We start from the raw sequence: 11470 nt of genomic DNA, 5'->3' as shown, positions 1-11470 counted from the left end.
CAAATCAGGGCCGCGCTTTGGGCGCTGTCGCGCCCGCGTGTTCGGCCGCCTCATCCATGAACTGCGCCATCCGCACATCCAGCTCGGTCACACCGCCCGCGTCATGCGTGGTCAGCGTCACGTCCACGCGGTTGTAGACGTTGGTCCACTCGGGATGATGGTTCAGCTTTTCCGCGAACATCGCCACCCGCGCCATGAAGCCGAACGCGGCGTTGAAGTTGGGAAAGCGATAGCGCTTTTCGATGGCATCGCGCATGGCCACGGCCTGCCAGCCGGTGAGCGCGGCAACCGCGGTATCGGTACCGATGCAGGCGGGAGGAAAATCGCTCATGACAGACTCCGGAAAGAAAAGGCGGCCGCGCATCGCGCCAGCCGCCTGACAGCAAGGAACGCGCCCGTGCTTACTGCCGGACCGCGTACAGGTAGATCTCCACGCGCCGGTTCAGCGCGCGCCCTTCGGCCGTCGCATTGTCGCCGATCGGATCGTTCGGACCGCGGCCTTCCACGGACAGACGCGTGCCCGCCACACCCTGCTTCGCCAGGTAATCGGTCACGCTCTTGGCACGGTTCACCGACAGCGTCTGGTTGTGCGCAAGCGAACCCGTGCTGTCGGTATGGCCGACCACCTTGGCCCGCAGCTCGGGATGCTGGTTCAGCGAACGCGCCACGCTATCGAGCACCGGCAGCAACGCCGGCTTGAGCTGCGTCTTGTCCGTATCGAACGACACGCCGCTGGGAATATTGACCTTCAGGCTGCCGTCGGGCATTTCCACGACGTCGATGCCCAGCGACGAGGCGCCGGAACTTTGCACGTCCTCCTTGACCACCTTCCAGTTGTAGCCCACCAGGCCGCCCGCCACCGCACCGATGCCCGCGCCGATCGCCGCGCCCTTGCCGTGCCCGATCAGCGCGCCAATGCCAGCGCCCAACGCCGCGCCCGCGCCCGTTCCGACAGCGGTATTCGTTTGCTGTTGCGTCGCGCAACCGGCCAGCAGCACGCCCGCGGTCGCAAGCACGGCGATCCGGTTGATTGTTCTTGAGTTCATGGCAACCTCCACTGTCCATCCAGATACCGGTTCATTCCGGCGAGGATCATGCTAGCAAGGGGCTGCGGGGCGTCGGGCAACATTTTGTACGCCCCCGATTCCCGTCGCGCCGAGCGATATGATGCCGCTATCAGCGGAGGCTCCCATGACCGTGGCACGCACTTACTTTCCAGATAGAACCAGCGCCGAACAGCTTGCCGGACTATGCAGCAACCGGCAGGACTTCCATCTGGAAAACGTCGAGGCCCTGAATCCGACGCTTGCGCGCCTTCAGGCCTTGTTGAGCGAAAGCGGCCTGAGCAGCGAGGTCATTCAGGCGCCGCTCAATCCGCCGCCAGGCGTGGACGACCTGCTGAACGTGGCCGCGCCGGCCTTCGGCCTGCTGTCCGGACTGGTCCGCGCCGCAGGATGGGCGACGCGTCCGGCCAGCGACGTGCAGCTACGGGTAACGTCGGCGCATTCGCTGAGTGTGGTGTTCGCCAACGCTGCCAAATGATCGATGTTTTCTAGACGGCCGCGCGCCGGGCCGCCCCCCTGGCGCGCGGCCCATGATCACGGCTGCCAGTTATGCGTGCTGTAGCGGTCGTTATCGATGCGGTTCAGGATCGGCAGTCCGGCGCCCGCGTCCTTGGTCTGCATGTCGATGTAGGCCTGGAACACGTCGGCGTCCAGCACACCGATGTCGGAACGGCGCTCGGACGGCACGTTGGCCAGCGTGGCGTAACCATCGCCGCCCGTCGCATTGAAGCTCAGCACGAAGAGGCGATAGGTGCGCGCATTGTCCAGCGGCAGCCACGTGCGGGTTGCCTGATCCAGGTACTGAAAGTTGCTGGCGCGGCTGCCCTTCGCGTTGGAGGCCGTCACGTCCCAGCGCAGGCCTGCCGCGTAGGGATAAGGACCGTCCTTGCCGCCCGGCTTGTACGTCGCGTCCAGACCGTCCTCGACCATGGACCGGACCTCATTGGCGGTCAGGTCCAGGCGCCACAGCATGTTGCCAAACGGCACGACGGCGATCACGTCGGCCGCCGTCACGGTGCCATTCAGGGCGCGCCGCACACCGCCGCCGCTTTGCAGGGTCATGTCGGCGCCGCCGTATTCGGCATTGGCCACATCAAGATACGCTTGCGCCACCAGTTGCTGGATGTCGCCGCCGCGCAGGGCGACGTTGCCTTCGCTTTCGCAAGCCGGACTGGCTGCATTGCTGGCGGGCGTGGGGCCCGGAATGCGGCGAAAGCACAGCTCCAGCGGCACCTGCGCAACGTTGGTCTTGCTGAAGACGTCGATCTTGTCCTTGAAGGGTTGCAGCACCGACAACGCCGCAGCGTCCGGCGTCTGCTCACGCAGGAAGCCGCTGGCCGCAACCTCGGCCTTGAAGGCGGCGCGGTCGGCGTCGGAGGCCGCAACCAGGGCGCTGCCCGACTTGACGCGGTAGTCGGTGTCGATCAGCACGTGGGGCGTGCCGGCGCAGTTCGTCACATCGCCGTTGGCATCGAAGCTGACCTTCAGTTCGCCCACGACTTGCGAGTATTCCCATGCCTGCACCAGGCAGACGGGTTTGCCGTCCTTGTCGGCCAGACGGGTCGGATAGGCGCCGCCCGGCGTGCCCACGGCCATCGTCTTCATCGAGTCGGGACCCAGCAGCGTGTGCGAATCGCCGCCCACCACCACGTCCACACCGCTCAGCTTGGCAATCACTTCCTTGTCATAGCCGTAGCCGATGTGGCTGAGCAGGATGATCTTGTTGACGCCATCGGCGCGCAGCGCGTCGATCTGCCCCTGCGCGGCCACGGCTTCGTCGGTGAACGTCGTGTCCGCATTGGGGCTCGACGATTCTTTGGTCTTGCTGGCGATGGTCAGGCCGACGATGCCGATCTTCTGGGCGTCGCGCTCGACGACAATGGCAGGCTTGATCAGATCGGTGCCCTGCAGCGGCGAACTGGCGCCAAACGCGACGTTCGCACTCAGGACGGGCGTCTGGCACGCGCCGGCATGCAGGAAGTCCACAAAGCGCTTCAGCCCGTCGTCGCCCTTGTCGAATTCATGGTTGCCCACCGCCATGGCATCGAAGCAGACCGTGTTCATCAGCGCGGCATCGGCCTCGCCCGGCGCGCCGGCGCGGTTGAAATACAGCGTCCCGGTCTGCGCATCGCCCGCATGCAGCTTCAGCACGTTCGGCAAATTCGCGGCCAGCTGGTCGATGGCGGCTTTCACGCGCGGCATGCCCGCGGCCGACACGGTCACGTCGGTATCGACCCCGGCCGCATTCTTCAAGGTCAGCGTCTTGTCCTTGCCGTCCAGCGTGGAATGGTGGTCGTTGATATGAAGGATCGTCAGTTCCAGCGGCCGGGCCTGCGCGGGCGGCTCCTCGATGACCGGCGGCGTTTCGTCATCGCTGCCATTGTCGCCACCGCAGCCCGCGATCAGCGTCATCGCACTCATGACGGCGCAGGCGAGCACATTCCGATTCCAGAACTTCATTTCCTTTTTCCCGTGGAAGCAATTCGAGGCCCGCATTCTGTGTGCCGCGCATGACGCAACGATGAATGCAAGCTGAAAACCTTCCACGCAAAAAAATGATTGTTTTCGGCCGGCGGGTAATGGTTTTGACTCGTTTTTTGCGTACCGCGCGGGCTCGCGCGCGCGACCTTGGCGCCCCGAGTGATCGCGCAATCGCGTCCCGCCGCGCGCTGGCAAACGGAAGAAAGCTGCGCTAAATTCGAAAACGGAATATTCAGTTACAGGTGTGTCGGGGAATCTTTCATGATCGCGTCACACTTCGATACTGGTTCTTCGGCGCCTCCCGCGCGCCAAAACAGGCCACCGGCCAGGACGGTGATACGTTGCGCGGCTCGGCCAAGCAACGCCGGGAAATCCAGAACGTCGCAGGACAAGGAGAAATAAAAAGGAGGCTGTAGATGAAATGCCCCCCACCTTTGCCAAGCGAGACCGAAAGACTGCGCGCCCTGTCGGAATATGGGCTGGATGCGCGGCGCGCGCTTCCCAGTCTTGATCCGGTGGTTCGCATTGCGTCGCGCATGTTCAACATGCCGGTGTCGGCCATCAACATGATCGGCAGCGATCACGTCTTCTTTGCGGCCAGCACGGGCTTCGAAGAGACGGACATGCGCCGCGACGTCTCCTTTTGTGCCCACGCAGTCTTGCAGGACGACGTCATGGTCGTGCCGGATGCCCGGCTGGACGATCGCTTTTACGACAACCCCCTCGTCTGCGGGGCGGCGAGCATCCGGTTCTATGCCGGCGTGCCACTGAATTCCCCCGAAGGCCATCCGCTGGGCGCGCTGTGCGTCATCGACACGGAACCGCACACCGACTTCAGCGAGGAAGACAAGGACCGGCTGCGCGAACTGGCCCGAATGGCCTCCGACCGCCTGGAGCTTCGGCGTGTCGAGGTCAACGCCGAACGCGCCCGAAAAATAAGCGATCTGGCCTCGGTCGAGCGGCAGACGCATCTGGCCGCGCCGCGTGCCGGTGCGGACCCCGCGCCCATGCGGCATGACGAGGACGCACGCAAATTCACCGGCTTCGATCCGCTGACCGGCCTGGCCAACCGCGGCGTCTTCTATCGGCGCGTGGAAGAAGTCCTGGCGCGCCCGTCTCCCGCCGCCATCCTGATGCTGGATCTGGACGGCTTCAAGGACATCAACGACACCCTGGGCCACGCGATCGGCGACGCGATCCTGCGCGAACTTGCGGCGCGCCTGGAGCGCACGGCGGATCCCTGCGACACCGTCGCCCGCCTGGGCAGCGACGAATTCGCCATCCTGCAACAAGACGCCGGCGACCTGACGCAGGCGACGGAATTGGCGCAACTGGCCCTCGCGCGGATTGCCGAACCTTTCCACATCGGCGGGCAGGAGCTTCGGCTTACCGCAAGCTGCGGCGTGGCCCTTGCGCCGCTGCACGCCCACGAAGCGCTCGAGCTCGTCGGCAATGCCGATCTCGCCTTGGTCAAGGCCAAGGCGGTGGGCCGCGGCCGCGTCTCCGTCTTCGCCCCCAACCTGCGCCTGGAAGCCGTCGCACGCCGCCTGTATGGCATGGAGCTGCACCGCGCGGTCGCCAAAGGCGAGTTCCTGCTCTTCTATCAACCGCAGATCAACCTGGCCACCGGTGCGCTGACCGGTGCCGAAGCGCTGTTGCGATGGCGTCATCCTCAACTGGGCCTGCTGGCGCCGGCGGTATTTCTTCCCTCCTTGGAGAGCGGACCGCTGGCGGCCACCGTCGGCTCATGGGTGTTGAACGAAGCATGCAGCCAAGCCGCGTTCTGGCGGCGCAGCGGCTTGCACGACTTTCGCATCGCCGTAAACCTTTTCGGCGCGCAGTTCCGCGAAGGAGACCTGGCGGCCGAGGTTGCGCAGACCCTCGCCCGGCACGGCCTGCCGCCCGAGGCGCTGGAACTGGAGATCACTGAGAACATCGTGCTGAACCACGACGCCGCGGTGCTGGAAATGCTGCAGCGCCTGCGCGCGCAAGGCGTGGGCATCTCGTTCGATGACTTCGGCACAGGGTATGCGTCGCTGAGCCTGTTGAAGACCCATCCCATCACGCGCATCAAGATCGACCGCTCGTTTGTCAGCGGCATGCTGGACTCGAACCGCGACGCCACCGTGATCCGCGCCATCGTGGACGTCGCACGCAGTTTTGACCTGAACACCATCGCCGAAGGCATCGAAACGGATGCGCAACGCGAACGGCTGCTGGCCGAGCATTGCGAAGAGGGACAAGGGTATCTGTTCGGCAGACCCCTGCCGGCGCAGCAGTTTGCGCAGGCGTTTGGGATCGAGACGGCGCTGCGGATATTGGCGTAAGGGTTGCGCGCGCCAAGCCAATAATTGCGAAGCAATGCAAAAAGCCCACCGAAACCGGTGGGCTTTTTGATGTACTGCCAAGAATTCTGGTGGGCTGTGAGTGGCTCGAACACTCGACCTACGGATTAAGAGTCCGCTGCTCTACCAACTGAGCTAACAGCCCTGCGCGTCACTCACTTTGATCTGCTGCCGCGCTGTGCGCCGTAGCGTTTCGTTATGTGTGTGCTGCGAAGAAGAAAGATTATATGGGGCTTTTTTTATTTGTGCAAGTCGAGGGGCGAAAAAATTTCGACGAACCGCATCAAGCCGCGTAGCCGCCGTCCACCGCGAGGCTCGCGCCCGTGACGTAGCGGCCTTCGGGTCCTGCCAAGAATGCGACCATCCCGGCGATATCGCGCGCGTGGCCGTAGTGGGGCAAGGACAGCACCGCCACCATGTCGGCGGCGCGGTCGCCGTCGGCCGGGTTCATGTCGGTGTCGATGGGACCGGGGTGCACGACGTTTACGGTGATGCCGCGCGGACCCAGGTCGCGGGCCAGGCCTTGCGTCAGGCCGACCAGCGCGGATTTGCTGGCCGCGTACAACGCGACGCCTGCCCGGCCGGTGCGGGCTGCCAGGCAACTGCCGATGTTGATGATGCGTCCGCCATCGGGCATGGCGGCCTGAACCGCCTGGATGGCGACGAAAGGCGCGCGCACGTTGACGTCCATCGTCCGCTCGTAGTCGTCCAACGTGTTGTCCGCGATGTGCCCGGACAGGAAGATGCCGGCGTTGTTGACCAGCACATCCACCGGCCCGAGTTCGCGGATGGCGGTTTCCACGGCGCGCCTGACGGCGGCGGCGTCCGCGGAATCGGCCTGGATCGCTGCGGCACGGCGGCCCTGCGCCTTCAGTTCGTGCACCAGCGCCTCTGCGGGCGCGGCCGACGACGCGCTGACGTACGTGAAGGCCACATCCGCGCCGTCGGCCGCAAGCCGGCGCACGATGGCGGCGCCGATGCCGCGGCTGCCGCCGGTGACGAACGCCACTTTGCCGTTCAAGTTCTGCATGGCCAAACCTCGTTTTGTAGTGATCGGTACAAATATCATCGCCGGGCGCGTTGTGACTGGTCAATGAATTTTTTATCGATCAACACAAAATAGTCGGCACGGGTAAAATCCCCGGCATGGCTGAACGAGGGCGCCCGCGCAACTTCGACCGGGACCAAGCCTTGCAAAAGGCCATGGAAGTCTTCTGGTCGAAGGGATATGAAGGGGCATCGCTGTCCGATCTGACGGAAGCGATGGGCATCAACTCGCCCAGTCTCTATGGCGCATTCGGTTCCAAGGAAGGCCTTTTTCGGGAAGCCGTCCAGCTGTACCGCGACACTGAAGGCGGCTCGGCGCGGCGCGCGCTGCTTGCGGCGCCGACCGCGCGTGATGCCATCGAGGCAATGCTGCTGGCCTCGGCCGAGCGCTTCACTGCGCCGGGCTTGCCCCCCGGCTGCATGATCGTGCTGGGCGCACCGGCCGGTTGCGACAACCAGGCCAGCGTGGGGCATTTTCTTGGGGACAACCGGCGCGAGATGCAAAGCCGCATCCTTGCCCGCCTGACCGCGGGCGCCGCGCAGGGTGAATTGCCCGCCGGGACTGACTTGAAGGGATTGGCCGCGTTCTACACGACGGTGCTGCATGGCATGTCGATCCAGGCGCGCGACGGCGCCAGCCGCAAGACATTGCAGGCCGTGGCCCGGCAAGCGATGCGCGCCTGGGACGCACTTGCCTGCGACGCCTCGCCGCCTTCCGGCGAGCCCCCGGGCCGCGCCCGCAACTGACGGATGCCGTCATGTTTCGTGTCGACCTGCGGCGTCTCATCCTGTGGATCAGCCTGCTGTCGGTCCTTGTGGTGCTTGCGGGCGGCCTGCATGCCAGCTATCTGGTGCAGCGCGACCTGCTCTTGCGCAACGCGATGGACACGAATCGCATCTATGCGTCCAAGCTGGCGCTGACCACCAATGCGCTGCTGAACGACATCCATCGCTACCTTTCCTACAGCGCCGACGAACTGGCCGACATGGAAAGCCATCCAGAGCGCATGGCGGCGGAGACGCGGCGGCTGGAACAGCAGATGGGCCACTTCAACTCAAGTTTCGTGGCGTCGCCGCAAGGCAAGGTGCTGGCCGTGTCGCCGTCGTATCCGCAATTGCTGGGCCATCAACTGGTCAGCGATGCGGTCAAGCAGGCGCTCGCCACCCGCCACCCCACGATCAGCGAACCCTTTCAGGCCAGCAACGGCCGCTGGCAGATCCTCTACACCCAGCCGATTTTTTCGCGCGACTACCGCTACCTCGGATTCATCGCGGGGTCACTCTACCTGCACGAAGACAACGTGCTGGACCGCTTGCTGGACGAGCATTTCTACCGCGACGATTCGTTTCTCTACGTCATCGACCGCAAGGGCACGCTGATCTACCACCCGGACCGCGCGCGGCTGGGCAAGCCCGCCCCCGACAACGACTCCTTTGCCGCGGCACGGCGCGGCGAAACGGGGGAACAGCGCTTCATCGACAGCGATGGCCGCGACATGCTGGCCGGTTTTGCGCCGGTTCCCAGCACCGGCTGGAGCATCATCGCGCAGCGCCCGGTGGACAGCACGTTGCGCCCGATGGCCGACCTGCTGATGGCCACGGTCCGCAACACCCTGCCGCTCTTGATGCTATCGGTCGTTCTGATATGGCTGTTGTCGCGCTGGATCGCACGCCCGTTGGGGCAGATGGCAAGTATTGCCAAGCGCATGCAGGACCCGGATTCCGCGGACCGGATCCGCGCCGTGCGCTCATGGTATTTCGAGGCCGCGCAGTTGCGGCGGGCGCTGCTGACGGGTCTGGCGTCGATGCATCACAAGCTCAGCGACCTGCGCCAAGAGAGCACGACCGACACGCTGACGGGCCTTCTGAACCGCCGCGGCATGGACGAGGCGCTGGCGCTGTTGGGCGCCGAGGGGACGCCGGTGGCCATCGTGGCGATCGACGTCGACCACTTCAAGCGCATCAACGATCGCTACGGCCACGCGGCGGGCGACCAGGCCTTGCAGGCATTGGCCGGCGTCATGCGCGAGGGTTCACGCAGCGGCGACGTGCTGACGCGGCCGGGCGGCGAGGAATTCGTCATGCTGCTGCCGGGCGCCAGCATGGCGGCGGCCATCGGGATCGCGAAGCGCCTGCGCGCGCGCCTGGCCTTCACGGAAGGCTCGCCCCTGCCCACTTCCATCACGATCTCGGTGGGTGTGGCGCATTACCCGGATCAAGGCGCGACACTGGATGCCGTGTTCGAGCGCGCGGACCAGGCGCTCTATTACGCCAAGAATCACGGCCGCGACAGGGTCTGTGCGGCCGACGACACCGCGCCGGAGGGCTTCCGGACGATGCCCTGAGCGGTAACGTCGCACGCCGATGACAGCGAGAAGGCCGGCAATGTGCCGGCCTTCTTGCCTATTTACTTCTTGGCCGGCGCAGGCGCCTTGGGCGGCTTGCGCATCTGCTCCAGCAACGGACCGCAAGCATTGTCGTCATTCGCGCTGGGCGCGATCAGCGCCAACAGCCCGGCCGCCGGCGTCAGCAGCACGCCCAGCGCCACCATGCCCGCGCCACGCGCCGCCAGCGGCGCGACGTGCACGCCCACGTCGGGCGAACCGAACGTCCCGCGCACGTACAACGGCGAGCGCAAGGAGAAGATGCGAAAGCCCTTGCTGTCCGGGTCGATATCCAGATCCAGGGTCTCGTCCTTGAAGCTGGCCGAGCCGGTGATGGTGATCAACGCGTTGTCGGTATCGAACACAAACACGCGCGGCGTCATCACGCCCCGTTTCAGCTCCAGGTCGGCCGCGCCGCAGTTGATCTTCACTTCATCGTCGCCGAACAGCTTGGAGACCACATAGTTGGCGACGTTCAGTCCCGCCAGCTCCATCAGGCTGCGGCTGATGACGCCGTCGTTGACCAGCATCTTGACGTCGCCCGTCGCCGTGCCCAGCAGGGCCGCCACGGAATTGCCAGTGCCGCTGATCGCCAGGTCGCCGTTGAGCTCGCCCAGTGTTTTCTGCATGGCTTCGGCAGACGGAAACAGCTGCTTGAGCTGCAACCGGCGCGCGTGCATGTCGATGCGGCCGGTAAGCGGCGCTTTCGAGCCGTCCAGTCGCGCCGTCGCGTTCATCGTGCCGCCGGCCATGCCGAAGCGCAGCGGATCAAGCGTGAGCTTGCCGTCCTGCAGGATGACGTGGACCGACAGATCGGACAGCGGCAGTTTGCTGTCGTGGACGATGCGCGCCGCATCCAGCGACACATCCGCATCCATGTCGCGCCAGCGGTCGGTGCGGAACTCCTGCGTAGGCAGAACCTTGCCGCCCTTGGGCTTGGCTGGCGCGTCCTTGGATTTGTCCGTGTCGGCCTTCGGGCCGCCGCCGGACGGCACGCCGATCAGCGGGCCCAGGTCGGCCATTTGCAGCAGCTTGGACGACAGCTTGCCCGTCAGCTTGGGACGGGGCGCGCCCAGCGCGAACCTGATGTCGCCATGCAGATCGCTGTCGCCGACCTTGCCGTTGAAATTCTTGTAGTCGAACACCGCACCGCCGGGGTTCTGCAGTTTGGCCACCAAGTGGCCGTCGGTGCTGTAGGGCGGCGTGTCCGGCAGCGTGACACCCGTCAACGGATACAGCTGCGCCATGGACGAGCCGGACAGTTTCAGGTGCAGGTCCAGCGCGCCCAGATGCACGGGATCGGTCAGCGTGCCCGCGACCGAGGCGCGCGTGCCGCCGATGGCCACGTCGGCCTGCAAGGGAAACGGCTGCTTGGGATCCTGCAGGGCCAGCATGCCGCCGACCTTGCCCTCGCCCTTGGTGGACAGCCCCTTGTATTTGCCGTCGACCTTCCATCCGAACACGTAGTCGCGCGGCGCGACGGCCGAACCGTCCTCGGGCACGAAGGATTTACCGGCCACGTCCGCGAATGGCACGGGTTTGCCCAGCGGATCGACCAGCACGGTCAGGTCGGCCTTCATGACTTCGTCGGCATAGCCGACGCGCCCCTTGTCAAAGCCGATCTCATTGATGTCCAGCACCCACGGGGACGGCTCGCCGGACTCTGGCAGCGTGAAGACCCAATTGGCGCGGCCGTCTTCCAGCCTTTCCAGGTCAGCCGCGGGCTCGGTCAACTGGATATGACGGATGACGACGTGCTGGGCCAGCAGCGGCAAGGGGGACAGGCTGAACTCCGCGCGCTTGAGGGTGGCGAAGTGCGGCGCCTTGCCCCATTCGGTATTGGCGATGGTGATGTCGTTGGCGACCACACGCGGCCACGGCACCCAGCTGCGCCAGCCGCCCTCTCCCGCCTCGCGCTGCCATCGCACGCTCAGGTCGCCGTTGATGGCAAACGGGCGGCCCATGGCCGCCGTGGCCCGTTCGTTGATCATGGGCTTGGCGCGGTTCCAGTCGAACGTGGCGATCACGATCACCATTACCGCCACCAGCAGGGCAATGCCCCCTACAATCCCGATCGCTATTTTTCTTGTTCGCGTCATGGTTACTATCCTTGGCTTTGCTGCCCGGCCGAACTGCGCTGGCCGGATCA

At 65.3% G+C, this 11470-nt stretch carries 9 protein-coding genes and 1 tRNA gene; 4 read left to right on the top strand and 6 right to left on the bottom strand.

Annotation, left to right across the window (positions count from 1 at the left end; genetic code table 11):
• Window positions 1-4: 4 nt before the first annotated feature.
• On the bottom strand, window positions 5-331 hold the full coding sequence (locus tag ASD87_RS10575; protein ID WP_056320878.1) for a 4a-hydroxytetrahydrobiopterin dehydratase: 327 nt from the start codon (window positions 329-331) through the stop codon (window positions 5-7).
• Window positions 332-401: 70 nt separating this feature from the next.
• Window positions 402-1046 carry an OmpA family protein gene (locus ASD87_RS10570; protein WP_056320876.1) on the bottom strand — a complete coding sequence of 215 codons (645 nt, stop codon included), beginning with the start codon at window positions 1044-1046 and terminating at the stop codon, window positions 402-404.
• Between the two features lie 145 nt (window positions 1047-1191).
• Between ASD87_RS10570 and ASD87_RS10565 the strand changes: the two genes are divergently transcribed.
• Window positions 1192-1542 (top strand): hypothetical protein, encoded by a 351-nt coding sequence (locus tag ASD87_RS10565; protein ID WP_056320874.1) that lies wholly within the window; start codon window positions 1192-1194, stop codon window positions 1540-1542.
• 56 nt (window positions 1543-1598) lie between these two features.
• Here ASD87_RS10565 and ASD87_RS10560 read toward each other — a convergent pair whose 3' ends face one another.
• A complete protein-coding gene (locus ASD87_RS10560) occupies window positions 1599-3524 on the bottom strand; it encodes a bifunctional UDP-sugar hydrolase/5'-nucleotidase (protein ID WP_056320871.1) in 1926 nt (641 codons plus the stop codon).
• Window positions 3525-3961: 437 nt separating this feature from the next.
• On the opposite strand from ASD87_RS10560, the gene ASD87_RS27550 reads away from it, so the two are divergent.
• Entirely contained in the window at window positions 3962-5872 is a 1911-nt protein-coding gene (locus ASD87_RS27550; protein ID WP_056320868.1) for a bifunctional diguanylate cyclase/phosphodiesterase, read from the top strand.
• 87 nt (window positions 5873-5959) lie between these two features.
• On the opposite strand, the gene ASD87_RS10550 is transcribed toward ASD87_RS27550, so the two are convergent.
• Window positions 5960-6035 (bottom strand) — tRNA-Lys (locus tag ASD87_RS10550).
• Window positions 6036-6173: 138 nt separating this feature from the next.
• Window positions 6174-6920, bottom strand: coding sequence for a 3-oxoacyl-ACP reductase family protein (locus ASD87_RS10545; protein WP_056320866.1), 747 nt, complete (start codon window positions 6918-6920; stop codon window positions 6174-6176).
• A gap of 116 nt (window positions 6921-7036) precedes the next feature.
• On the opposite strand from ASD87_RS10545, the gene ASD87_RS10540 reads away from it, so the two are divergent.
• Complete coding sequence (locus ASD87_RS10540) at window positions 7037-7684, top strand: TetR/AcrR family transcriptional regulator (protein WP_056320863.1); 648 nt, start codon at window positions 7037-7039, stop codon at window positions 7682-7684.
• Window positions 7685-7695: 11 nt separating this feature from the next.
• The gene (locus ASD87_RS10535) at window positions 7696-9282 is read left to right on the top strand and encodes a sensor domain-containing diguanylate cyclase (protein ID WP_056320860.1); all 1587 of its coding nucleotides are present in this window, start codon (window positions 7696-7698) and stop codon (window positions 9280-9282) included.
• A gap of 62 nt (window positions 9283-9344) precedes the next feature.
• Here the strand turns inward: ASD87_RS10535 and ASD87_RS10530 are convergent, their stop codons facing one another.
• Window positions 9345-11420: an AsmA family protein gene (locus tag ASD87_RS10530; protein ID WP_056320857.1), complete on the bottom strand. Its 2076-nt coding sequence runs from the start codon at window positions 11418-11420 to the stop codon at window positions 9345-9347.
• Window positions 11421-11470: the final 50 nt, after the last annotated feature.

Origin of the sequence: Achromobacter sp. Root170, assembly GCF_001428165.1 — a bacterium.
Lineage (GTDB): Bacteria > Pseudomonadota > Gammaproteobacteria > Burkholderiales > Burkholderiaceae_B > Achromobacter > Achromobacter mucicolens.
The sequence above is the reverse complement of the archived record's forward strand: the minus strand, read 5'-3'. Positions and strand labels throughout refer to the sequence as shown.

What these genes read in the sequence shown, in the direction of transcription:
- ASD87_RS10575 (WP_056320878.1), bottom strand. Translation starts at nt 331, where the DNA reads ATGAGCGATTTTCCTCCCGCCTGCATCGGTACCGATACCGCGGTTGCC.
- ASD87_RS10570 (WP_056320876.1), bottom strand. Translation starts at nt 1,046, where the DNA reads ATGAACTCAAGAACAATCAACCGGATCGCCGTGCTTGCGACCGCGGGC.
- ASD87_RS10565 (WP_056320874.1), top strand. Translation starts at nt 1,192, where the DNA reads ATGACCGTGGCACGCACTTACTTTCCAGATAGAACCAGCGCCGAACAG.
- ASD87_RS10560 (WP_056320871.1), bottom strand. Translation starts at nt 3,524, where the DNA reads ATGAAGTTCTGGAATCGGAATGTGCTCGCCTGCGCCGTCATGAGTGCG.
- ASD87_RS27550 (WP_056320868.1), top strand. Translation starts at nt 3,962, where the DNA reads ATGAAATGCCCCCCACCTTTGCCAAGCGAGACCGAAAGACTGCGCGCC.
- ASD87_RS10545 (WP_056320866.1), bottom strand. Translation starts at nt 6,920, where the DNA reads ATGCAGAACTTGAACGGCAAAGTGGCGTTCGTCACCGGCGGCAGCCGC.
- ASD87_RS10540 (WP_056320863.1), top strand. Translation starts at nt 7,037, where the DNA reads ATGGCTGAACGAGGGCGCCCGCGCAACTTCGACCGGGACCAAGCCTTG.
- ASD87_RS10535 (WP_056320860.1), top strand. Translation starts at nt 7,696, where the DNA reads ATGTTTCGTGTCGACCTGCGGCGTCTCATCCTGTGGATCAGCCTGCTG.
- ASD87_RS10530 (WP_056320857.1), bottom strand. Translation starts at nt 11,420, where the DNA reads ATGACGCGAACAAGAAAAATAGCGATCGGGATTGTAGGGGGCATTGCC.